Below are 21643 nucleotides of genomic sequence, written 5' to 3' on the forward strand. Positions count from 1 at the left end.
CGCGACCGGCTCTCTCGGGAATACCCATCGCGCCCGGGTGCGCTCCTACGGTTCGTTTGCTTGTGCGGGCTCAGGCAAACGGTTGATCGATGGCGATCGAGGGCGGCGTAAACCACTGCGCGCCGGCATCGGTGACGTAGAAATGGTCTTCCAGCCGCACGCCGAATTGGCCAGGCACCACAATCATCGGTTCGTTGCTGGCGCACATGCTCGGCTGTAGCGGCAGCGCGTTGCCGCGCACCAGATACGGCGCCTCGTGAATGGCCAGACCGCAGCCATGGCCGGTGCGATGCGGCAACCCCGGCAGCCGGTAATCCGGTCCCAGCCCGGCCGCTTCCAACACGGTGCGCGCAGCCTGATCCACCGCCTCGCAGGCAACGCCCGGGCGGATCGCCGCAAATGCCGCCGCCTGCGCGGCCTGCTCCAGATCCCAGATGCGCCGTTGCGCATCGCCGGGCGTGCCGTAACTCCAGGTGCGGGTGATATCCGAGTGGTAGCCCTGCACGGTGCAACCGGTATCGATCAGCGCCAGTTCGCCTTCGCGTAAGTGCTGCACGCCGGGAATGCCGTGCGGAAACGCCGTGGCATGCCCGAACTGCACGATGCAAAAGGTCGAGCCGTTGTCCGCGCCCAGCGCGCGATGCGCCTCGTCGATGAAGCGCACCAGCTGATCGGTACCGATGCCCTCGTGCGCGATGCCGGCGGCCAGCCGCTGCACCAGCAGCGTCATGTCGCAGGCCTGCTGCATCAGCGCCAGCTCGGCGGGCGACTTGCACATGCGGCAGCCGTCGATGATGGCGCCGGCATCGCGGATGGCCGTGCCCAGATGCGCACGCAAGCCGGTGTGCACGGCGAAGGCGATGCCCGGGTCCAACGCCAGTGCGTGCGCATGGCGGTCGTCCATCGCCTGCACCGCCAGCGCGTACGGATCTTCGTGTTCTTCCCACAGATATTTGGCGACCGGAACCTGCAGCACCGCGTCCAGCGAGCCCTCTTCGAACGCCGGACAGAGCAGCACCGGGTCGCCGTCCAGGGTCAGCAACGCGGCGACCAGCCGCTCGCTGGCGCCCCACGGCACGCCGGTGAAATAGCGCAAGGACGTGCCGGCACCGATCAACAAGGCGTCCACGCCGTGCGCGCGCATCAGCCCGCGTGCGCGTTCGATGCGCTGCGCGTACTCGTCTGCGGCGATCGGCGCGGCGCGCTGCGCCCAGGGCGCCAGTTGTGCGCGCGCCTGTTCCAGGGATAGACCGCCGATCTGCGTGCTCATGTGCCCGCTCCCAGATCGGCGGTGCTCCACTGCCCATCGACCAGCCGCGCGACACCGCCCGGATTGTGCTGGCGCAGTTCCGGCGGCAGCAAGGCATCGGGCACGGCGTCGTAACTATGCAGGGCGGCAAAGCGGCGAATCGCGCCCGGCATGCCCACCGCGGTGAAGCCCGGATGTCCGGTACTCGGGAACGGGCCGCCGTGGTTTTGCGCGGCGCTGACCGCCACGCCGGTTGGCATCTTGCTGTTGATCAACCGGCCAACCCGCGCACGCAGCACCGGTGCGATGGCCTGCCATGCCGCATCGTCGCTGCCATCGACAGCGCGATACAGCGTGCCGGTCAGGTTGCCTTCGAATGCGGCGGCCAGCTGCGCCATTTGCGCACTGTCCTGCGCACGCACCAGCAGACTCACCGGGCCGAATGCCTCCGTCTGCAGCGCATGCGGGTTGGCGAGAAATGCCGATGCCTCCACGCTCAGCAAGGTCGGCGCATAGCGATAGCCGTCCTCACCGGTGTGGCCGCCCGCCAGCACCGCGGCACCGGTAGCGCGCAAGCTCGCTACCCCACGTTGCACGCCATCCACCCCTGCGGCAGAGAACAGCACCATCGGCATGGCCGCGTCGAAATGCGCCTTGGTGGCCGCAACGAATGCATCGCCCGCCGCGCCGTGCGGCACCACCACCACACCGGGATTGGTGCAGAACTGGCCGCTGCCCAAGGTGCACGAGGCAAAAAATTCCTGCGCCAGCGCATCGCCGCGCTCGGCCAGCGCGCCCGGCAACAGAAACACCGGGTTGACGCTGGACAGCTCGGCATAGAACGGCACGCCGGCCGCATCGGCCGCGGCCTTCAACGCCAGCCCGCCCGCGCGGCTACCGGTAAACCCGATCGCGCCCAGGCGCGTATCGCCGGCCAACCGCACACCGACGGTGTTGTCGAAGTGATACAGCAACTGCACCGCTGCCGCCGGCAGACCAGCACCTACCAGTGCCTGATGCGCGAGTTGCGCCATGCGCTGGCTGGTGGCCGGATGCAGCGGGTGCGCCTTGGCGATCACCGGGTTGCGCGCAGCAATGGCGGAGGCGAAATCGCTGCCGGCAATCGCATTGAACGCGAACGGGAAATTGTTGGGGCCAAATACCAGCACCGGCTTGCCCAGGGGCGCCAGATGCGAGCGCAGATCGGCGGCGGTGTCGATGATGGGGTTGGTCCAGCTGTAGCTGCGCACCGCGTTTGCAGCCTGGCGCAACTGGCCGCTGGTGCGCGGCAGCTCATTGCCACGTAAACGCGTGGGCGCCGGCAAGGCGGTTTCTGCATGCGCGAGTGCGACCAGGGTGTCGGCGTCGGCATCCAGCGCAGCGGCGTATGCGTCCAGAAATGCGGCAATCCGCTCGGCCGGCGCGGCGGCCAGCTCGGCGGCGACTGCGTGCGCGGCGCTCAGCGCGGTTTCGATATCGTCGGCACTGCTGACCGGAAACAGCGGCCCGATCGCCTCGCCCGTAGCGGGGTTGGCGGCGCGGAAACTGCCCGTCGCCGCGTGACTGGGCTGCCATTGGCCGGCCAGCAGGATGGGTTGGATCGTCTCGTTCATTGCGGCACCTTCAATTGCATGGAATCGACCTGTGCGCACCGTGCGGCATCGGCCGACCAAGGGGCCGATGCGGATGCCGTATCAAACGCGACATCCGCATCGATCAGCGCACGTCGCTGCGCACACGGCGACGTGATTGCGCAACACGCTGACAGATCGGCGTGTTGCGCAGCGTCACGGTGCCCGCGTCATCAGGACAGCTTAGGTGCGGTGGCAATCGCATGATCGATCACCTTCAACGCCGCTTCGCGCTCGGCGCCGGCTACGACCAGCCGTGGCGCACGCACATGCTCGCTGCCCAGTCCGACCTTTGCCTGCACCAGTTTGATCAGCTGCACGAAGGTGGGCACGGTATCCAGGCGCAGCAGCGGCAGGAACCAGTTGTACAACTCCTTGGCAGCCGGATAACCGCCATCGCGCGCCAGTTCGAACAGGCGCACCGACTCCTTCGGATAGGCATTGACCAGGCCGGCGATCCAGCCCTTGGCGCCCATGCTCAAGCCTTCGACGATGGCATCGTCCATGCCCACGAGCAGCGCCAAGCGATCGCCCAGCAATTCCTGCAGCGCGGCGAAGCGGCGCACATCGCCGGAAGATTCCTTCACTGCCTGCAGGTTGGGGAATTCGGCGGCCAGCTCGGCGATCTGCGCCGGGCCGAAATCGGTCTTGTAGGCCACCGGATTGTTGTACAGGATCACCGGCAGATCGGTCGCGCCAATCACCGCACGCACATGCGCGCCCATCTCGCGCCAGTCAGTGGAATAGACATACGGCGGCAGCACCATCAGGCCGCCACATCCGATCTCCTTGGCAGCCTTGGCCAGCGCCACCGCTTCGCCGGTCGCCAGGCTGGCGATGCCCGGCACCACCGGCACGCGGCCGTTCAAGGCAGTGACCAGGGTGCGCAGAACCGCCAGTTTGTCGTCCACGCTCAAGGTGGCCGCTTCGCCCAACGAGCCCAGCGGCACGATCGCGGTGCAGCCGGCATCCACCAGCTGATTGGCGTGCTTGCCGAGGAAGTCGTGGTCGATCTCACCGGAGGCGGTGAACGGGGTGGTGATGGCCGGCAACACGCCGTGCCAGAACGCAGCAATGCTCATGGATGATTCCCTTGCGAGTCGGAAGTGAACGAGTCGGCCAGCGCCGCGAGGCGGACCGGGAACAACGGCGGCCGGCGGCCGGCGTCGGTGGAAAGATCGGGCGGGCAACGGCCCAGTTCGGCCAGTGCGCTGCCGCAGATGCGGCCCTGGCAGGCGCCCATGCCGCAGCGCGAGGCCAGCTTGGCGTCGCGTGCATCGTCGAAGTCGTCCAGCGCGCCCAGCGGCACGTCTTCGCAGCGGCAGATCAACGTGTCTGGTTGCGCCAGCGTGCGGATGCGCGGATGTAGTGCGAATTGCTGTTGCAACAGCTGCGCAAACGCGCGTGCGGCCCGCCGACGCGGCTGCAGCTGCAGTGCGTGATCGGGTGCGCCGGCGGCCATATGCCCGGCCATCGCACCTTCGACCAACGCACAATCGCGTCCGCCGATGCCGCAGGCTTCGCCGGCCGCGAAGATCTGCACGACGCTGGTGCGCAGCAAGGCATCGACCTGGATCTGTCGATGCGCGCCACAGGGTTCCAGCTGGCAACCCAGCAGCTGCGCCAGTTCGGTATTGGGCACCAGGCCGTAGCCCACGGCGAGTTGGTCGCAAGCCACGCGGGTGCGGCCACGCGGGCCATCGAGCTCCACTTCGCGCAACTGCGTATCGCCATACGCGGCCACGACGACGCTGCCGGCGCGATAGGCGACGCGATGCAATTGCAGCCGCAGCGCCACCGCCTGAGCGGCCTTGCCCGGCCAGCGCCATAACTGCGCGGCGAAGGTGCGCAACGCTGCAGCACTGGTTTGTTCGTGGATGCCGAGAACCTGCGCGCCATGGCGCTGCAAGGTGGCCGCACTGGCCAGCAGCAACGGCCCGCTGCCGGCCACCAGTACGCGCTTGCCGCGCACCGGCCAGCCTTGTTTGGCCAGCGCCTGCGCCGCGCCTGCGCCGGTGACGCCGGGCAAGGTCCAGCCCGGAAACGGCAACAGCAATTCGCGCGCGCCAGTGGCCAGTACCAGCGCGGCGTAATGCAGTTGCAGCGTGCCGTCCGGACCATCGGCCAACAACCAGCCCGGCTGGGCCAGCAAGATCTGCGTGCGCGTCAGCAGGCTGATTGCGGCATTGCCCTGCACCTGCCGCAACAGCGCGCGCGCATCGGCCGGCGCACCGTGGTGCACGTCGCTGCGCCACACTTGCCCGCCCGCACGCGGCTGCATGTCCACCACGCCCACGCGTGCGCCATGGCCAGCGGCCGCCTGCGCGGCAGCCAATCCGGCCGGGCCGGCACCGATCACCAGCACATCGAAATGCAGCACGCGCTCAGCCATCGGTGCGCACCTGCATGCCTTCTTGCGCATCCACCAGGCATGCGCGTTGCTGCGCAATGCCGTCGATGCGCACGCGGCATTCGAAACACACGCCCATGCCGCATAACGGTGCCCGCGGCTGGCCACTGCTGGACTGGCGAAACTGCAGCGTGGCCTGCGCCACCGCTGCCGCCACGCTGGCGCCGGCCGGCACGTCCACCGGTTGCGCATCCACGTACAGGCGGACCGTGGCGCTCATGCGGCGGCGCCCTGCACTGCGCGCGCTGGTGCGTACGGCGCCGGGTCGATGGCCGGCGTGCGCCCGAGCAGGCTGTCCACGATCACCCGTGCGCTCCCCAGCGCCGTGGTGACCCCCAGCCCTTCATGCCCCGCTGCCACCCACACATCGGCTCGGCCGGGCACCGCCCCAAGATACGGGCGCCCGTCCGGGGTGGCCGGACGCAAGCCGGTCCATACCCGGATCGCCTGCAGCTCGCGCAACACCGGCAGATACGCAAACGCCCGCTGCAACATCCGCTGCAGCACCGGCATCGACAGCGCGCGGTCGTTTTCGCCGAACTGCCGCGACGAGCCGATCAGAATCTGCCCGGTCGGCCGCGGCTGCACATTGAAGGCCACGCTGATGTCGTCGGTGCCATGCGCCGAATCGGCATAACCCAACTCCAGCAGTTGATGCCGAATCAAACCAGGGTGTCGGTCGGTGATGACCAGATGGCCCTTGCGCGGGCGCAGCGCCAGCTCGGGCAGCAACCGCGGCAGGGCGACACCACTGGCGACCAGCACCGGCCCGGACAGCAGCTGGCCATCGTCCAGACGCACGCCCTGCGTTTGCAGTTGGGTTACCTGACGGCCGGCAAACAGCTGCGCACCGGCCTTGCAGGCCAGGCTCACCAGGTGCCGCGCCACCCGCGGCGGATACACCACCGCTTCATTAGGCACCCGCATGCCGCCGGCCAGCCCGGGCACCAGTTGCGGTTCCAGGGCATACAGCTGCTGCGCATCGATGGCTTCTGCGTGCAGATCAGCCGCCGCCAGCCGCGCGATCTTGGCCGGCACCGCTGCCAGTTCGCGCGCATCGCGTGCCACCCACAGCGTGCCGCAGCGACTGAACTCGGCATCGCTCAATTGCGCAAAGCGTTCCCACAAGCGCAGCGAATACGCCGATAACGCCAGCTCGGCCGGGTCGTCGTCCATCGCCACCAGGTGCCCCATCGCCGCCGCGGTCGAACCACCGCCGATCGGCCCCGGCTCGATGATCGCCACCCGCAAGCCCTCGGCTGCCGCAGCTTCCGCACAGGCGGCACCGACGATGCCGGCGCCGATCACGATCAGGTCGTAGCTGCGCCGCGTGGAGGCCGCAGATGGGCTGACATCCCCATTGGCATCGCCATGCAGTAACGCTGCAGCCGAACCGCTCGACGGCGCAGCCAACGCAGCATCCGGCGCGGGCGGCGACACCTGCATCAGGCCACGATGCCCCAGGCGAACGGGTCGGCCGGATCGATGATCAACTGCGACCGCGCGGTGATGAACGCCTGCCCGCTGATGCGCGGCGCAATGCCGCGCCCGCTCAGGCGATAACTGCCCTCGAACGCGCTGCCCAGAATGCCTTGCTGCACCCAGCGCTCGCCTTCGCCCAGCTTGCCGTCTGCGGCCAGGCAGGCCAGCTTGGCGCTGGTGCCGGTGCCACAAGGCGAGCGGTCATAGGCAAGCCCGGGGCACAGCACGAAGTTGCGCGCCACGCCGCTGCCGTCGGGGGCGGCGCCATTGACTTCGATATGGTCGATGTCACCACCCGCCTCACCCGTAATCCCGGCCGCTTCCAGCGCCAGCCGGATCGCCTCGGTGTAGGCGGTGAGCTCGCGCTGGTGCGCCAGATCGAGCGCGCACGGCGCCTGCTCGGTGATGAAAAACCAGTTACCGCCCCAGGCCACATCGCCACGCACCCGGCCATGGCCCGGCACGTCCACTTCCACACCGGCGGCGGCGCGATAACTCTCGACGTTGTCCACCGACACCGTGCCGTCTTCGGCCAGTTCCACGCCAACGGTGCCCACCGGGGTTTCGATGCGGTGCTGGCCAGGCGCAATGCGCCCCAGCTCGGCCAGCGTGCGTACCACCCCGATGGTGCCGTGGCCGCACATGCCCAGATAGCCGACGTTGTTGAAGAAGATCACCCCGGTGCAGGCGGCAGGGTCGCGCGCCGGCAACAGCAGCGCGCCCACCATGGTGTCCGAACCGCGCGGCTCGCAAGCGATCGCGCTGCGCCAGTGGTCGAAGTCATGGCGGAAGCGCTCGCGGCACTGCGCCAGGTCGCCATCGCCCAGATCGGGGAAGCCGGCCAGGACCACGCGGGTGGGTTCGCCGGCTGTATGGGAGTCGATGACGTCGATGGTGTGCATGGCTCATGCTCCCATTGCCGGCCTGCGGACGACTAGCGTTCAATGCGAAGTGAAAATGCGGAAATCTGCACAATCGCCAACCTGATTCACAGCCATGCGTTTACGCTAGGATCAAGCCTGGGTTGCACCACCGTGCAGCCGTCAAATCGTGACCGCTATCATGACCCTGATGGACCTCAACCTTCCCGCGCTGGAAATGCAGACGCTGTTCGATGCACTGCCGGACGTGGTGTTCTTCATCAAGGACAGCGAGGGCCGCTACACCCATTGCAACCTCACCCTGGTGCGCCGGCTCGGGCGCAAGCTGCGCAGCGAGATCATCGGCCGTTCGCCGCTGGAAGTGTTTCCGTTGCCGCTGGGCGGCAGTTACATGATGCAGGACCGCCGCGTGCTGCTGGGCGAGCTGATCGACAACCAGCTCGAAGTGCATCTGTATCCCAACCGCTTGCCTGGCTGGTGCCTGACCTTCAAACGCCCGCTGTGCGAGGCGAACGAAGTGATTGGCGTGGTGGGGATTTCGCGCGATCTGGGCCAGCCCGATAGCCGGCATTCGGCCTACGAGCGCCTGAGCCAGGTGATGGAACACATGCAGGCCAACTTCGGCGACAACCTGCGCGTGCAGGCGCTGGCCGATCTGGCCGGGCTCTCGGTGGCGCAGCTGGAGCGGCACTTCCGTCGCGTGTTCCAGGTCACCCCGCAGCAGCTGCTGACCAAGCTGCGCATCGAATCGGCCATGCGCCTGCTGTACGGCGACGACAGCATCGCCAGCATCGGCCAACGCTGCGGATTTGCCGACCAGAGCGCATTCGCCCGCCAGTTCAAGGCAACCGTCGGCATGACCCCGCGCGATTACCGCGCGCTAAAAGGCCAGTTGTAAGAGGGCCTGTTGCGCGCTGCAATCGGGTGCTGACACATAGCTGGCACAAATGCAGAATTCGGCAGGATTGAGCGCCCCGCCGCAGCGCATTTTGGCTCCCTTGAAACAGGGCGGCGCTGAAGGGCGCGTCAAGGTGAGCCGGGACCCGGATGATAGAATTCCGGGTTTCCCCTACTGCGTTGCCAATGGCCAGCTTTTTCCGCCGCAACAAGCCCACCACGCCCGACAGCTCGCGGACCTCGCGCTATAGCCTGGAAGAACTGGCAGCCGCATTCCCCACTGCGCCATCTGCCGCCACGCCCGCATCGCCGGTCGAGGCCATGCCGCCTGCGCAGTCCGGCACAGTGCCTGCCGCCGCGGCGCCTGTCGCGCCTGCACCGATCGCCGAAACCACCACGCCAGCGACACCGACTGAGGCGCTTGCACGCGATATCGCCGCCCGCACCGGCCAGGCGCAGAGCATTGCCGCTGTGCCGAGCGCGCCCGCCGCGCCTACGCCTCCTGCGCCGTCTGCCCTGCGGGCGTTGCCGGACCCGGCACCGGCTGCGGCGCCCGCTGCGCCGATCCCGGTGGTGGTGGTGCCTGTCGTTGTGCCACCGCAGTCTGCACCAACGCCGCCTGTTGCTGCCCCGGCGCAACCTGCTGCGCTGTCGCCGAGTTCCACTCCCTCAGTCTCAGCACCGGTTGTTGCGGCTCCTGTTGTTGCGACACCCGCTGCCGCCCCGCCTGTCGCGGCGCCGCCCGTGGTGGTGCCGCCTGCCGCAACACCCACCGCGTCCACGCCGCCTGCCGCAGCTCCTGCTGCAAGCGCCACACCGCTGGTGACTGCACCGGTCATCGTCAGCAGCCCGGCGCCAGCGACGCAGGACAACGACAGCATCGTCGGCCAGCACGACGCGCTGCCTGCCGCACCGGCTGGCAAGCCGGGTTGGCGCGAGCGGCTGCGCAACAGCACCTTCGCACGCAGCTTCGGCGGCCTGTTTTCGCGCAACCCCAAGCTCGATGACGATCTGCTCGACGAGATCGAAACCGCGCTGATCACCGCCGATGTCGGCATCGGCGCCACCACCGCCTTGATCGAAGGCCTGCGCAAGCGCATGAAGTCGCGCGAATTCGCCGATGCACAGGCCATGTTCAAGGCCCTGCGCGCCGACCTCATCGCGTTGCTGCAGCCGGTTTCCAAACCGCTGGTGATCGACCGTTCGGTCAAACCGTTCGTGGTGCTCACCGTCGGCGTCAACGGCGTTGGCAAGACCACCACCATCGGCAAGCTGGCCAAGCGCTTCAAGGACGAAGGCAACAGCCTGATGCTGGCCGCCGGCGACACCTTTCGCGCTGCCGCCGTGGCGCAGTTGCAGGCCTGGGGCGATCGCAATGGCGTGGCCGTGATTGCGCAGGGGCAAAACGCCGATGCCGCGTCGGTGGCGTTCGACGCCCTGCAGGCCGCCAAGGCACGCGGCACCGATGTCTTGATCGCCGACACTGCCGGCCGCCTGCACACGCAGACCGGCCTGATGAACGAGCTGGGCAAGATCCGCCGCGTCCTCGGCAAGATCGACACCGCCGCGCCGCACGAAGTGCTGATGGTGATCGACGGCACTACCGGCCAGAACGCCATCTCGCAGCTGCGTCAGTTCCACGCGGCAGTCGGCGTCACCGGCCTGGTCGTGACCAAGCTCGATGGCACCGCCAAGGGCGGCGTGGTGTTCGCGCTGGCCCGCGAGTTCAATATTCCGATCCGTTTTGCCGGCATCGGCGAACGCCCGGAAGATCTGCGCGTGTTCGACCCGGTCGCCTTCGTCGACGCCTTACTGCCGGAAGCGCTGGGCAGCTGAGTTGGAAGACCCCTGCCCGCATCTGCAAACACTGTGCGCACAGGCACTGCAGGCAGGTTGCACGGTGCAGCAGGTATCGCACGGCTGGTCGCGCGCCAAACAGGTGCTGGAATTCGCCCAGCCCTTACCTGCGACGTTACGCGCACAGGGCCACGTCGATGCACCGGTGGTTGCTTACCATGCACCAGCAGAATCGCACTGGCCTGGCGATGAAGGCTTCTTCTGCGAGCAATGCCTGGTCGGACTTGCGTTTCCGCTGCAGTGATCGGGCCCCACCACAGCGTACGGTCGTCCCGGTGTCCGTCCTGACACCATTGCCGTTCATCGCCTCCCTTTGCCAGCAGACCTCATGCCCGCAGACCTCGCCGCTTCATCCGCTGACGCTTTCGTCGCCCCGTTGCTGCACTGGTTCGACGGCCACGGGCGCCACGATCTGCCCTGGCAACATCCACGCGCGCCGTATCGCGTGTGGCTGTCGGAAATCATGCTGCAGCAAACCCAGGTTGCGGTGGTCATTCCGTACTTCCAGAAGTTCGTTGCACGTTTCCCGGCACTTGCCGATCTGGCAGCAGCCGACAACGACACGGTCATGGCGCACTGGGCCGGGCTGGGCTACTACGCACGGGCGCGCAATCTGCATGCCGCCGCCAAACAGTGCGTCGCCTTGCACGCTGGCGAGCTGCCGCGCGACTTCGATGCATTGCTCGCGCTGCCCGGCATCGGCCGCAGCACCGCCGGTGCGATCCTGAGTCAGGCGTGGAACGACCGTTTTCCCATCATGGATGGCAACGTCAAACGCGTCATGACGCGCTTCCATGGCATTGCCGGCTACCCCGGCCTGCCGGCGGTCGAAAAGCAGCTATGGCAGCTGGCGACAACGCATGTTGCGCAGGTCCCCGACGGCCGCCTGGCCGACTACACCCAGGCGCAGATGGATTTCGGCGCCACGCTTTGCACGCGTGCCAAACCAGCCTGCGTGTTGTGCCCGTTGCAGGATGCCTGCGTTGCCCGCCGCGAGGGTCTGGTGGAGGCGCTGCCCACGCCCAAACCGGGCAAGGTGCTGCCCGAGCGCGAAGCGACCGCCCTGCTGCTGGAAAACGCGCAGGGCGAGATCCTGCTGCAGCGTCGCCCGCCCACCGGCATCTGGGCCTCGCTGTGGACGCTGCCGCAGGCCGAGACCGACAGCGGCATGCGCGCCTGGTTCGCCACGCATCTGGATGGCGACTACGAACGCGCCGACGAGATGGCGCCAATCGTGCACACCTTCAGCCATTACCGCCTGCATCTGCAGCCATTGCGCTTGCGCAAGGTCGCACTGCGCGCGGCGGTGCGCGACAATGACGATCTGCGTTGGGTCGCCCGCACCGATCTCGGCTCGCTGGGCTTGCCGGCGCCGATCCGCAAGTTGCTCGACACGCTTTAAGCACGCCTCAAAGGAATTCGCATGTCCCGCACCGTGTTCTGCCAGTACCAGCAATGCGACACCGACGGCCTGGATTTTGTGCCGTATCCCGGCGAACTCGGCCAGCGCATCTTCGCGCAGATCGGCAAGACCGCGTGGCAGGCATGGCTGGCGCACCAGACCATGCTGATCAACGAAAACCGGCTCTCGCCGCGCGACCCAAAGCATCGCGCCTTTCTCGAAACCGAGTTGCAGAAGTTCCTGTTCGAGCGCAATGCCGACAAGCCCGAAGGGTATGTGGCGCCGCTTGGCGAGGAATAGTTGGTTCCGAGATTGGGAATTTGGGATTGGAGATTGGCACTGATGTCGGGAGTCGATCGCCGGAATGCGTGATCACGCATCCTGCGGCGATGCTCCGGACATCTACAGCGGTGATTCGCGATGACACGCACTGGCCCATCCAGCATTGAGCTGCACGCAATCGATGCATTTGTCACCGACGCTGTCGACACGCAGTGGCAAAAGGTCGCGATGATCATTGCCAGAGCGCTCACTGACCCGCAGTTGAAGTTGGCCGACGTCGAGAACGCGGCCGACCACGTTGCGCAGCGCATTGCCTACCTTGTTCGCAGCGGTCGGCTTGAGGCTGCGGGCGATATCACCGACTGGCGACAGAGCGAGGTGCGCCTTGCTGCGCATTCGCCGCACGCACGCTGAGGCGTCCGCGTTAGGCAATGCGTCGTGCAGCGCGCTGTTTCAGGTATCCAAAAGTAGCTAGCAGCACGCCTGCGCTCACCGCCAAGCGGGCGCACCCAGTGCGCGATGCGGCATGTCCCACGCGTCCACCGCAGCTCTTGCGCGTCGTCCACACCCACCTGACGACTGCCCGCGACGTTTTGTGAGCCGCTCCAAGTCCCCAAGACGAGGTGCCGCAAAGGTCGTTCGCCCGTTGCGCCGCGCGCGTGCCAACTGGCGGTGTAGGCGCGGCCTGCGTGCATTGCCGACCTCTGCTGGTCCGGTACCACTGGGTTTCGGGACTCTGGAACGCGGCCTGCGACGCAGTTAGACCCTCACACTCTATTGCCAGACATTCTATTTTTACGTAGATTGTTAGACATGCCGACCCACGCCACGCCTGCACTACCACGCTTCCGCGCCGATCCAGACAGCATGCAGCGCCTGCGCGCGTCGGCCGGGCGCGCCTGCACCTTGCTCAAGGCCATGGCCAACGAAGATCGCCTGCTGTTGCTCTGCCAACTGGCCCAGGGCGAACGCAATGTCGGCGAGCTGCACGCGGCCACTGCCATCGTGCAGCCCACGCTTTCGCAGCAATTGGGCGTGTTGCGCGATGAAGGCCTGGTCAGTACCCGTCGCGCCGGCAAATACATCTACTACCACCTCGCCAGCACCGACGTGCTGGCGGTCATGCAGGCCCTGTATGCCAGCGTCTGCGGCGCCGCGGAGCCAAACTGACATGGTCGTCGATTGGAGCAACTTCACCCCGTTGAGCGCATTGGCCGGCGGCGGCTTGATCGGCCTGGCTGCTGCGTGGCTGATGCTATTCGAAGGACGCATCGCCGGGGTCAGCGGCATCGTCGGCGGCCTGCTGCAACGCCAGAACCGCGGCGAACGCAGCTGGCGAGGCGCCTTCGTGGTCGGGTTGCTGAGTGCCGTGCCGCTGTGGGCCATCGTGCGGCCGCTGCCTTCGATGCAGCCGCAGGCGGCATGGTGGCTGTTGCTCGGCGCAGGCCTGCTGGTGGGGTTCGGTGCACGTCTTGGTGGCGGCTGTACCAGCGGGCACGGGGTGTGCGGCATCGCACGTGGCGCCCGCCGCTCGCTGGTCGCCACCGCCGTGTTCATGGGCGTGGCGATCGCCACGCATGCCTTGCTCGCCACGTTGCGGGGCGTTTGGTGAATCGGGTTGTCAGCAGCGCGATCGCCGGGCTGATCTTCGGGATCGGTCTGTTGCTCTCAGGCATGGCCAATCCGGACAAGGTGCTGGGTTTTCTCGATGTCGCCGGTCGTTGGGACCCATCGCTTGCGCTGGTGATGCTCGGCGCCATCGGTGTCGCGGCACCTGCGTTCTGGTGGGCGCGTCGGCGTGGTCGAACACTGCGCGGGGCGTCGCTGCAGTTGCCCGCCCAGCGGCAGATCGACGGCCCACTACTGTGGGGCAGCGCACTGTTTGGCATCGGCTGGGGGCTGGTCGGGCTCTGCCCGGCGCCCGCACTGCTCGGCGCGGCTGCATTACAGCCGTCCAGCCTGGTATTCGTGCTGGCGATGCTGATCGGCATGCGCCTGCACCTGCTCTATCGACGGCACGCCGAGCCTGATCTGCATCGCTGATCGCACCGCTCGCCGCTGCGGCTGTATCGCCGGCCATTCGCGGCGCAAACCACTGCCCACGCTTGCGTGCATTCGCGCCCGCGATCCAAGGCACGCTTAGAGCAGCTAACAAAACTACTGTGCAGCCGCCAGGCGGGCGCGGCCGGTGCTCGGAATCCTCATGTACCACCCGTACACTCCGGTTCCTCCGCGCCGTCCACACCCACCTGACGACTGCTCGCTACGTTTTGTTAGCCGCTCTTATTGACGTCCGCGCAGTTTTCACGGTGGCGCTGCCAGAGCATCGCGGCCTTCAAGCAGCAGCCAGTCGGCAATCCCAATCGCGCATCGGTGACGCCACCGCAGAACGGCAGCGCCACCCGATACGACAACGCGCTCAGCCCACGCCGGTTGGTCCATCCAGCAACATGCGGATGCGCTTGAGCAATTCCTTCTGGGTGTAAGGCTTGTTGACCACGTCGAATTCTGCGCCGCCGACATCGGTGCGCTGAATGCTGGCATCGGCATAGCCGGTGGTGAGCAGCACCTTGATCTTGGGCAACATGCGGCGCGCTTCGCGTGCGAGCACCACACCGTTCATGCCACCGGGCATGATCAGGTCGGTAAACAGCGCATCCACATCCGGGTGCTGTTCCAGCAACTCGATCGCCTCGCGCCCGCTCGAGGCGGACAGAATGCGATAACCGGCATTTTCCAGGAACATTCTGGCCACCACCGCCACGTCCTGCTTGTCTTCCACCACCAGGATGGTCTCGTTGCCGCCTTTGTCGATGGCACGGCTCTTGACTGACTGCAGGTCGTTCTCGAACTCGCTGGATGCCGGGAAATACAGCCGCACCGTGGTGCCTTCGCCGACTTCGCTGTAGATGCGCACCGTGCCGCCGGACTGTTTGACGAAGCCGTACACCGTCGACAACCCCAGCCCCGTGCCCTGCCCCTCTTCCTTGGTGGTGAAAAATGGCTCCATGACGCGACTGGCCACGTCAGGCGGCATGCCCGCACCGGTGTCGCTGACGGCGATGCTCACATAGCGGCCCGGCGCCAACTGGTGATGCATGGCCAGATCGTAGCTGGTGACCTCCACGTTCTGGGTCTGCACGGTCACTTCTTTGCGCTCGGACTGCGCCATCGCATCGCGCGCATTGATCAGCACGTTCAACAACGCCACTTCGGCCTGCGTGGTGTCGATCTGGCAATTCCACAGCCCGTCTTCGAGCGACTGCCGCAGGCTGATGCCGCCACCCAGCGCGCGCTCGGCCATGTTGTTCATGCCCGACACCAGCCCATTGAGATTGACCACCCGGCCGCGCAGTTTCTGCTTGCGCGAAAACGCCAGCAATTGCTGGGTCAACGTGGCTGCCTTGGACGCTGCGGTCGCGGCATGTTCGGCACTGAAGGCGATGCGCTCGGCGTTGGCGCCCGCTTTGGATGCCATCATCTGGATCACTTCCAGATGCCCGGACATCACCTGCAGCAGGTTGTTGAAATCGTGCGCGATGCCGCCGGTCAACTGCCCCAGCGCTTCCATCTTCTGCGCCTGGCGCAAGGCGTCCTCGGCGTCGCGGCGACGGCTCACGTCCAGCTGCGAGCCGAAGAAATACACCAGGTTGCCCTTGTCGTCGAACACCGGCGAGACGAACAACGCGTTCCAGAACGACGAACCATCCTTGCGGTAATTCAGCACCTCGGTGGCGAATTCGCGGCGGTGCTGGATGGATTCGCGCACGTCCTGCACGCTGGCCGGATCGGTCTCCGGGCCCTGCAGAAAACGGCAGTTGCTGCCAATGATCTCCTCGGCCGAATACCCGGTCATTTCCAGGAACGCCCGGTTGGCGAACACGATCGGATTGTCAGGCAAATGCGGGTCGGTGACCGTCATCGGCATCCGCGTGGTTTCCACGGCGGCAAAAAAGATATCCGAGCGATGCTTCTCTACAGGCAGGCTGCGAGATTCGCTGATATGAGGCGCCCGTAGCTCTCCGTGACGGGTATCGTTCAAGTGATGGTCTCCGCGGGGCCATTCCCGGCGCACAGTTTAGTTGGGCGCAGTGAGCTAATCCCTCACATCGATGAGCCTTTCCGGTACGGCTGCGCTCGTCGATGCAACCAAATGCAGTGGCCCTGCGTAGGCGGGCATCACGGGCAACGCAGCCGCTTAACGCAGCACGCCGGTGTCGGCCAGGACGGGCACGCGCCCGCGCTGTTTTGCCGTAGCATGCCCTGGCAGTTTGCAGCTCTTGCGCCGTCGTCCCGCCGTGTCGGTTGCGTCGCGCGCGCCTACTCCCACGCCGGTGCGCACGCCTGGCGATCATGCGACGCCACCATGCCGGGCTATCAGACCCAGATTCACGAGTTGACCTTCGGGCAGCAGACATACGTCATCCGCGCATTGGCGGACAAGCAACAATTTGCCGACCCCGACGACGCTGCCGCCGACGCCGGCATTTCTTCGGCGCAGTGGAGCCTGTTCGGCCAGGTGTGGCCAGCAGGACAGTTGCTGGCCGAAGCGATGGCCACGCGCCCGGTGGAAGGCAAGCGCATTCTGGAACTCGGCTGCGGCCTGGGCCTGGCGAGCCTGGTGTTGCGCAAACGCGGCGCAGACGTGGTGGCCAGCGATCACCACCCACTGGCAGAAGTATTTCTGGCGTACAACGCAGCGCTCAACGCGCTGGAATCGGTGCCCTATCGCCGGCTAGATTGGGACGCGGGCGCAGCGAACATGGGCCAATTCGACATGATCATCGCCAGCGACGTGCTCTACGAAACCCGCCACGCCACCATGCTGGCCAAATTGATCCCGGGGCTGGCCAAGCCGTCCTGCGAGATCGTGATCAGCGACCCTGGCCGCGGCAATGCCAACGCGCTCTCGCGCATGCTGGCAGATATCGGGTTCTCGCTGATCGCCGGCGAACGCCAAGCGTCGGCGCAGGTAGCCAAGGCGCCGCGTCTGTTCGTCTATCGCCGCAATATGGACAACTGGTGGCCGGCAGACGCGTGAGGGCAGCGCACCGTCACGGCGCAGGTGTGTAGTCGGACAACAGCACCGGCTTGCGCGGATCGGCTTTGATCTCCTTGTGCTCGCTCAGGCGCAGCGCATCGGCGTCGGGCGCGTCGTCGGTATTCAATTCCCAGGCTTCGATCACGCGCTTGTGAAACAGAAATGCACGGCGTGTGCGGTCGTAGCGGAAGGTGATGTAGTCGGTCCAATGCTGCCCGCACGACACGCCGTTCTGCACGGTGAAAAATCTGCCGGTCGCCACCAACCCATCTTCCGCATCCAGGAAGGGATCGCACTGCCCGCCCTCGTCGGCCTTGAAAATCACACGCGTGTTGCGCCCGGCCTCCACAAAGCCGCTAGCGGTCGCCACCAGCACCAGCAACGTGCGCGACGGCGCGGCGCGATCGCCAGAGCGCGTTGCATCTTCGGTCGCGGCGCGTAAGGCAACCACGTAGTCCTGTTGCCCATCGCCAGTCAGATCCGCACTGGCCACAGCAATGACCACCTGCCCGGCAGGCACCAATTTGGCAGCACCTGCGGGCAGCGTGGCGGCGCCAGCTGGCATCGCTATTGTCATTGCCATTGCCGCCATCCACCACCAGCATCGGGTTGTCATGGCCGTTCCCTCCTCTGGTCTGCATCGAGCGCGCAAGCATAGCCGGCAATCCTTGCAGCCGCGCGATGGCATACGGTGCGAGCACACGCTCAATGACGATGCCGACCTCGATACCGCGCAGGACCGACAGTCACGCCGACCTACCACGCCACCGAGAGCCACAACTCCCGCACGACAGCGCTCAGCCGCATTATTGCAAGGCTTTGCTGCGTGGATGCCTCCGACATCGCGCGTCAGACGTCACAGTGCCGGACAGCACCCCTCCACCACGCATCAGCGCCTTATCATCGACGCAGGCGAAGCCGGGCTGCAGGCGTGCAAAGCGGGTTTCACCTCCACCGGCAGCAGCCGTGCACCGCACTTCAGGAACTCCATGAAACGACTCATCGCCTGTCTCGCACTCTCGACCTGCTTGCTTTGCGCCGCAGCGTCGGCCGAAGAACTCGATGCGTATCTGCGTGCCCACTACCCGTCGTTGAAGTACGTCGAGCGCTACCGCGCCACGTATCCCGAAGATGTGCAGGGCAGCGCTGACGCATGGGCGGCAAGCGCCAGACTTGCGCCGGAAACGACAGCCAGCGATGTTTCGCGACGGCTTGTCGGCCTCGCGGATCAGCACGTCGCGCTCACCGGGGCGAAGGCCGGTAAGACAGAGACCTTGGGCGTTCTGTTCAGAACCTCAAGCGATGGTCAAATGATCGTGTGGCGCATCCTGGATGCGCGCATCACCGGCCTTGCGCAAGGCGACAAGGTGCTGCAAATCGACGGAACACCCACGTCGGCATGGCTGAAAAACGCAGCAGAGCTGACGTTCGGCGGCAACGCGCGCGCGCGACAAGCGGAAGCTGCGCTGTCGCTCGCACTCGGCACACCGGCGGCGCATCAGGTGGCCGGTGCCGGCAAGACAGTTACCCTGCGCGTGCAGAGGTCCGCGCAGGCGCCGCGCCAGGTCGCACTGCCCTATCAGCCCATGACCCAGGAGCTGGCGCGCACGCTGGCATCCGCAGTCGATGCGCCTGATCTGCCCGAGGTTGCGCAGGTCGGAAGCACCCGGGTGGGAAGCATTCGTCTGGGTGCGTTTGCGCCGCAGTACAACGCTACGTTCACTGCGGCGGCAGAAGCCAGGGAGGCTGCAACTGCAGAGACAAACGACCCGGACGCGCCCATGTTGGCGGGGTTTTGTGCGGTGACCCGGGAGTTGATCGGTCGCTACGATGCCATTGCAGCGCGCTCGGATGTCATGCTCATCGACTTGCGCGGCAACATGGGCGGATTCGCACGCGAAGTGCGCGGATTCGCCTGGGCACTCACCGGACGCAAGCCAGTGAAGACCTACGAGATGAGCGCGTCGGGAACGCCGGAAATCGTGCGTCTTGAAGCGCTGCAGGACGATGCCAGCTGCGGCAGCGTCGCGTCGCACAAGCCGCTCCTTGTACTGGTGGATGCAGGCACCCGATCGGCCGGCGAATTGCTGGCCACATACATGTGGGCCAGCGGCGCCAGGATCATGGGCGAGCGCACCATCGGCGCCGGCGGTGGCCGGGATTCGCAGAGTGAGGGTGTTGCGTTGGGCGATTCCGGATATCGCGCGCTTGTCAGCGAAAATTTCTACATCTTCGATCCGACGGAAACCCTGCGCGCTGGCGAGATGGACGAAGCGACGCTTGTCGATCGCGTGGCGGCAGACGGTTTTCACCCAAGCCGAACACATCCCTTCGCAACCCAGTCCATCGGCGTGGTGCCAGATGTGCCGCTTGTAATCGATGCGGCGGACTTGAGCGATGGCGGCCATGGTCTATTGCGGCGTGGCCTGGTGGCCGCCGGAGTCACCAAGTGATTTCCCGCCTCTTCCATACACGCCGGTAAGCACATAACCGCTGATGGCGATGATGCGGCGTTGAATCGATCGCGGGAGGCAGCCAGTGAAGTGGCTCCAGCAACGCAAACCCTGATGCTCCACCGGCGGCTACGATGCCCAACGACTGCCAACGCTTCCCTGCCTGCGTTCTTGACGACGTCCTGGCGACACTGGGATCGCGTACAAGCAAGCGGGTGTGTTGCAAGGGAGACAGGCATAAGCGCACGCACCCATCAATCGGCGGCCACATAACTTGAAGCCGAATGCATGCCGTCGCCATCACGAAGAACGTCAGCGCGCGGCACTTCAGTATCTCGAACAGGCGGCGTGGCCACTCCCGAGACGGTTGTACTGAAGCAACACGCCGCGCACCTGACCCAGTTTCATCTACTGCGGCAGTGGCATTACCCGGGCAGCACCGCCTAACTGGAGGCCGCACGAACCTGTAAGGCGGCGCCCGGCGAATTCGACCACGATCGCTACCTGGTTCTGCGCAAAGGGCTGAAAACGCATCTTCGTTGCGTTGCGTGGCGCTGCTCTAGCTGGCAGCCACACGACGGGGCACTACAGGTATTGGGCAGGATCAACCCGCGCCGGTTGACGGCGCGTTGGTGAGCTCCACTTCGCAGGCGCGGTACTCCTTCGGATCGAGAAAATCCGCCAGACAGGACCCCACCCGCAACGCCTGCTCGCGCGCATCGCCGCGATAGTCGCCCTCGCCCGCCGCTTCGATGGTGGCGATCGGTGCCGCACGGTCGCGGTGATAGACGAATGCAGTCGACCGCCACAGCGTCTCACCGGGCGCCTGACTTTCCATCGTCTCCACGCGGAATTCACCGCAATACCCATGGATCAAGGTGCGTCGAAGTGTCTTGTGCGTCATGCGCGAAGTATCGCCACACCGAGTTGAAGATGACGTGGAAAAGATCCGCCGACAGCCGGTAAGAGGCCAACGCAACACCGCTGCACTAAGCGCAGAAAGAGGTCAGCAACGCATGCCAATACTCGCTCGCAAAGCGCCGGAGCAGTTGGCGACCGACACAGCAACACGGCAGGCCATTGGCGCGCGGTGCACACTGGATAACATCGAAGAGAAGGCGTTTGAGCCGCCAGCAGCGCGAAGGAACAACCCACTTGCGCTGCGAGACTGAAGAAATGGTGGCCGAGGACGGAATCGAACCGCCGACACGGGGATTTTCAATCCCCTGCTCTACCAACTGAGCTACTCGGCCACTAACCCAACACTGCTGCCAGCGTTGCGAGGACGCGCATCATAGCGAGCAGCCGCAGTTTGGGCAAGCGTTGTGACGAACTTTGTTGCAGCGCTGCGTGGGGCGCTACGTTTCTTGCGCCGGTTCACGCCGCGCGGCGGGGGCGATGGCCTAGCCTGCGCGCGTCAACCGGAGATCGTCATGCGCCTGCCCCGCCTGCTGTTGTCGTTGCTCGTCCTGCTGCCACTGACTGCGGTTGCGCAGCAACCGGTGCGTGCAGTGGCGCAGCTGGATATCTCGCGCTATGCCGGGCAATGGCATGAAATCGCACACCTGCCGGTGTCGTTCCAGAAGAAGTGCCGCAGCGACATCACCGCCAGCTACACCTTGCGCGACGACGGCCTGATCGGCGTGCGCAATGGCTGCCGCACCGCCGATGGCAGCCTGACCCAGGCCGACGGCGTAGCCAAGCCGGTCGACGGCCACGCCGGACAATTGCAGGTGCGCTTTGCGCCCGAATGGCTGAGCTGGTTGCCGCTGGTATGGGCGGACTATTGGGTGATCGCGCTCGACCCGGACTATCAATGGGCGGTGGTCGGCGAGCCGGATCGCAAATACCTGTGGATCCTGTCGCGCTCGCCACAGATGCCGCGCGCGCAGTTCGAGCAGCTCAAGGTGCAGGCCACGCAGATGGGCTACGACCTGTCGCAACTGATCGTTGCCGCGCCATTGCTGTGAGCTGGCTTGCTGTGAGCTGGCGCGCCGGCTGACCAGCAGCGCAGCGTCCACGCCGGCCGCAAGGCAGCGTCCGTACTGCGTAGTATTC

22 protein-coding genes, 1 tRNA gene and 2 other RNA genes are annotated in these 21643 nt (G+C 66.0%); 14 read left to right on the forward strand and 11 right to left on the reverse strand.

The genetic code is table 11. From position 1 onward, the window contains the following. Positions 1-70: 70 nt before the first annotated feature. The 7 genes from ABQU90_RS05730 to ABQU90_RS05760 all read right to left on the reverse strand — a co-directional run bounded on the left by ABQU90_RS05730 (position 71) and on the right by ABQU90_RS05760 (position 7674). Positions 71-1270: a M24 family metallopeptidase gene (locus tag ABQU90_RS05730; protein ID WP_323523465.1), complete on the reverse strand. Its 1200-nt coding sequence runs from the start codon at positions 1268-1270 to the stop codon at positions 71-73. Continuing rightward, a complete protein-coding gene (locus tag ABQU90_RS05735) occupies positions 1267-2862 on the reverse strand; it encodes an aldehyde dehydrogenase family protein (RefSeq protein ID WP_323523466.1) in 1596 nt (531 codons plus the stop codon). The genes ABQU90_RS05730 and ABQU90_RS05735 overlap by 4 nt, the downstream gene beginning before the upstream one ends. A gap of 191 nt (positions 2863-3053) precedes the next feature. Next, positions 3054-3962 carry a dihydrodipicolinate synthase family protein gene (locus ABQU90_RS05740; protein WP_055851614.1) on the reverse strand — a complete coding sequence of 303 codons (909 nt, stop codon included), beginning with the start codon at positions 3960-3962 and terminating at the stop codon, positions 3054-3056. After that, positions 3959-5272, reverse strand: coding sequence for an FAD-dependent oxidoreductase (locus ABQU90_RS05745; protein WP_323523467.1), 1314 nt, complete (start codon positions 5270-5272; stop codon positions 3959-3961). Before ABQU90_RS05745 ends, ABQU90_RS05740 begins: the two co-directional genes overlap by 4 nt. After that, entirely contained in the window at positions 5265-5510 is a 246-nt protein-coding gene (locus ABQU90_RS05750) for a 2Fe-2S iron-sulfur cluster-binding protein (protein WP_055851609.1), read from the reverse strand. The genes ABQU90_RS05745 and ABQU90_RS05750 overlap by 8 nt, the downstream gene beginning before the upstream one ends. Beyond that, positions 5507-6736 carry an NAD(P)/FAD-dependent oxidoreductase gene (locus tag ABQU90_RS05755; protein ID WP_323523468.1) on the reverse strand — a complete coding sequence of 410 codons (1230 nt, stop codon included), beginning with the start codon at positions 6734-6736 and terminating at the stop codon, positions 5507-5509. Before ABQU90_RS05755 ends, ABQU90_RS05750 begins: the two co-directional genes overlap by 4 nt. Then, positions 6736-7674 (reverse strand): proline racemase family protein, encoded by a 939-nt coding sequence (locus tag ABQU90_RS05760; protein ID WP_055851604.1) that lies wholly within the window; start codon positions 7672-7674, stop codon positions 6736-6738. Before ABQU90_RS05760 ends, ABQU90_RS05755 begins: the two co-directional genes overlap by 1 nt. A gap of 160 nt (positions 7675-7834) precedes the next feature. On the opposite strand from ABQU90_RS05760, the gene ABQU90_RS05765 reads away from it, so the two are divergent. The 11 genes from ABQU90_RS05765 to ABQU90_RS05815 all read left to right on the forward strand — a co-directional run bounded on the left by ABQU90_RS05765 (position 7835) and on the right by ABQU90_RS05815 (position 14370). Continuing rightward, on the forward strand, positions 7835-8551 hold the full coding sequence (locus ABQU90_RS05765; RefSeq protein WP_082473564.1) for an AraC family transcriptional regulator: 717 nt from the start codon (positions 7835-7837) through the stop codon (positions 8549-8551). Between the two features lie 185 nt (positions 8552-8736). After that, positions 8737-10386 (forward strand): signal recognition particle-docking protein FtsY, encoded by a 1650-nt coding sequence (ftsY, locus tag ABQU90_RS05770; RefSeq protein ID WP_323523469.1) that lies wholly within the window; start codon positions 8737-8739, stop codon positions 10384-10386. A 64-nt stretch (positions 10387-10450) separates the two neighbouring features. Then, positions 10451-10651: a hypothetical protein gene (locus ABQU90_RS05775; protein WP_323523470.1), complete on the forward strand. Its 201-nt coding sequence runs from the start codon at positions 10451-10453 to the stop codon at positions 10649-10651. Positions 10652-10735: 84 nt separating this feature from the next. Next, positions 10736-11809: an A/G-specific adenine glycosylase gene (mutY, locus tag ABQU90_RS05780; protein ID WP_323523471.1), complete on the forward strand. Its 1074-nt coding sequence runs from the start codon at positions 10736-10738 to the stop codon at positions 11807-11809. Positions 11810-11830: 21 nt separating this feature from the next. Next, a complete protein-coding gene (locus ABQU90_RS05785) occupies positions 11831-12109 on the forward strand; it encodes an oxidative damage protection protein (RefSeq protein WP_055851591.1) in 279 nt (92 codons plus the stop codon). Between the two features lie 120 nt (positions 12110-12229). After that, complete coding sequence (locus ABQU90_RS05790; protein ID WP_323523472.1) at positions 12230-12505, forward strand: DUF3658 domain-containing protein; 276 nt, start codon at positions 12230-12232, stop codon at positions 12503-12505. A gap of 112 nt (positions 12506-12617) precedes the next feature. Next, positions 12618-12693: non-coding RNA, sX9 sRNA (locus tag ABQU90_RS05795), on the forward strand. 211 nt (positions 12694-12904) lie between these two features. Next, the gene (locus ABQU90_RS05800; RefSeq protein WP_193589300.1) at positions 12905-13261 is read left to right on the forward strand and encodes an ArsR/SmtB family transcription factor; all 357 of its coding nucleotides are present in this window, start codon (positions 12905-12907) and stop codon (positions 13259-13261) included. A 1-nt stretch (position 13262) separates the two neighbouring features. Then, positions 13263-13703: a YeeE/YedE family protein gene (locus ABQU90_RS05805; protein ID WP_323523473.1), complete on the forward strand. Its 441-nt coding sequence runs from the start codon at positions 13263-13265 to the stop codon at positions 13701-13703. After that, positions 13700-14134, forward strand: a complete 435-nt coding sequence (locus tag ABQU90_RS05810) for a DUF6691 family protein (protein WP_323523474.1) — start codon at positions 13700-13702, stop codon at positions 14132-14134. Before ABQU90_RS05805 ends, ABQU90_RS05810 begins: the two co-directional genes overlap by 4 nt. 160 nt (positions 14135-14294) lie before the next feature. Continuing rightward, positions 14295-14370, forward strand: a non-coding RNA gene (locus ABQU90_RS05815) — sX9 sRNA. Positions 14371-14510: 140 nt separating this feature from the next. Here the strand turns inward: ABQU90_RS05815 and ABQU90_RS05820 are convergent. Beyond that, the gene (locus tag ABQU90_RS05820; RefSeq protein ID WP_323523475.1) at positions 14511-16133 is read right to left on the reverse strand and encodes a hybrid sensor histidine kinase/response regulator; all 1623 of its coding nucleotides are present in this window, start codon (positions 16131-16133) and stop codon (positions 14511-14513) included. Between the two features lie 324 nt (positions 16134-16457). On the opposite strand from ABQU90_RS05820, the gene ABQU90_RS05825 reads away from it, so the two are divergent. Next, on the forward strand, positions 16458-17132 hold the full coding sequence (locus tag ABQU90_RS05825; RefSeq protein WP_055851577.1) for a class I SAM-dependent methyltransferase: 675 nt from the start codon (positions 16458-16460) through the stop codon (positions 17130-17132). Between the two features lie 13 nt (positions 17133-17145). Here the strand turns inward: ABQU90_RS05825 and ABQU90_RS05830 are convergent, their stop codons facing one another. Continuing rightward, positions 17146-17715 (reverse strand): hypothetical protein, encoded by a 570-nt coding sequence (locus tag ABQU90_RS05830; protein ID WP_055851575.1) that lies wholly within the window; start codon positions 17713-17715, stop codon positions 17146-17148. A 31-nt stretch (positions 17716-17746) separates the two neighbouring features. Here ABQU90_RS05830 and ABQU90_RS05835 point away from each other — a divergent pair, with 31 nt between their 5' ends. Beyond that, a complete protein-coding gene (locus ABQU90_RS05835) occupies positions 17747-19585 on the forward strand; it encodes a S41 family peptidase (protein WP_323523476.1) in 1839 nt (612 codons plus the stop codon). A gap of 604 nt (positions 19586-20189) precedes the next feature. Here ABQU90_RS05835 and ABQU90_RS05840 read toward each other — a convergent pair. Then, entirely contained in the window at positions 20190-20489 is a 300-nt protein-coding gene (locus ABQU90_RS05840) for a hypothetical protein (protein WP_115554035.1), read from the reverse strand. Between the two features lie 273 nt (positions 20490-20762). After that, positions 20763-20838, reverse strand: a tRNA-Phe gene (locus tag ABQU90_RS05845). Positions 20839-21018: 180 nt separating this feature from the next. Here ABQU90_RS05845 and ABQU90_RS05850 point away from each other — a divergent pair. Continuing rightward, a complete protein-coding gene (locus ABQU90_RS05850; RefSeq protein WP_323523477.1) occupies positions 21019-21555 on the forward strand; it encodes a lipocalin family protein in 537 nt (178 codons plus the stop codon). Positions 21556-21643 lie beyond the last annotated feature (88 nt).

It is taken from the genome of Xanthomonas sp. WHRI 10207, assembly GCF_040202975.1.
GTDB lineage: Bacteria > Pseudomonadota > Gammaproteobacteria > Xanthomonadales > Xanthomonadaceae > Xanthomonas.

Coding starts and splice junctions, on each gene's coding strand:
- ABQU90_RS05735 (WP_323523466.1), bottom strand. CDS start 2,862: ATGAACGAGACGATCCAACCCATCCTGCTGGCCGGCCAATGGCAGCCC.
- ABQU90_RS05800 (WP_193589300.1), top strand. CDS start 12,905: ATGCCGACCCACGCCACGCCTGCACTACCACGCTTCCGCGCCGATCCA.
- ABQU90_RS05760 (WP_055851604.1), bottom strand. CDS start 7,674: ATGCACACCATCGACGTCATCGACTCCCATACAGCCGGCGAACCCACC.
- ABQU90_RS05750 (WP_055851609.1), bottom strand. CDS start 5,510: ATGAGCGCCACGGTCCGCCTGTACGTGGATGCGCAACCGGTGGACGTG.
- ABQU90_RS05755 (WP_323523468.1), bottom strand. CDS start 6,736: ATGCAGGTGTCGCCGCCCGCGCCGGATGCTGCGTTGGCTGCGCCGTCG.
- mutY (WP_323523471.1), top strand. CDS start 10,736: ATGCCCGCAGACCTCGCCGCTTCATCCGCTGACGCTTTCGTCGCCCCG.
- ABQU90_RS05830 (WP_055851575.1), bottom strand. CDS start 17,715: ATGGCAATGACAATAGCGATGCCAGCTGGCGCCGCCACGCTGCCCGCA.
- ABQU90_RS05805 (WP_323523473.1), top strand. CDS start 13,263: ATGGTCGTCGATTGGAGCAACTTCACCCCGTTGAGCGCATTGGCCGGC.
- ABQU90_RS05745 (WP_323523467.1), bottom strand. CDS start 5,272: ATGGCTGAGCGCGTGCTGCATTTCGATGTGCTGGTGATCGGTGCCGGC.
- ftsY (WP_323523469.1), top strand. CDS start 8,737: ATGGCCAGCTTTTTCCGCCGCAACAAGCCCACCACGCCCGACAGCTCG.
- ABQU90_RS05785 (WP_055851591.1), top strand. CDS start 11,831: ATGTCCCGCACCGTGTTCTGCCAGTACCAGCAATGCGACACCGACGGC.
- ABQU90_RS05740 (WP_055851614.1), bottom strand. CDS start 3,962: ATGAGCATTGCTGCGTTCTGGCACGGCGTGTTGCCGGCCATCACCACC.
- ABQU90_RS05730 (WP_323523465.1), bottom strand. CDS start 1,270: ATGAGCACGCAGATCGGCGGTCTATCCCTGGAACAGGCGCGCGCACAA.
- ABQU90_RS05790 (WP_323523472.1), top strand. CDS start 12,230: ATGACACGCACTGGCCCATCCAGCATTGAGCTGCACGCAATCGATGCA.
- ABQU90_RS05840 (WP_115554035.1), bottom strand. CDS start 20,489: ATGACGCACAAGACACTTCGACGCACCTTGATCCATGGGTATTGCGGT.
- ABQU90_RS05765 (WP_082473564.1), top strand. CDS start 7,835: ATGACCCTGATGGACCTCAACCTTCCCGCGCTGGAAATGCAGACGCTG.
- ABQU90_RS05850 (WP_323523477.1), top strand. CDS start 21,019: ATGCGCCTGCCCCGCCTGCTGTTGTCGTTGCTCGTCCTGCTGCCACTG.
- ABQU90_RS05825 (WP_055851577.1), top strand. CDS start 16,458: ATGCCGGGCTATCAGACCCAGATTCACGAGTTGACCTTCGGGCAGCAG.
- ABQU90_RS05835 (WP_323523476.1), top strand. CDS start 17,747: ATGGCCGTTCCCTCCTCTGGTCTGCATCGAGCGCGCAAGCATAGCCGG.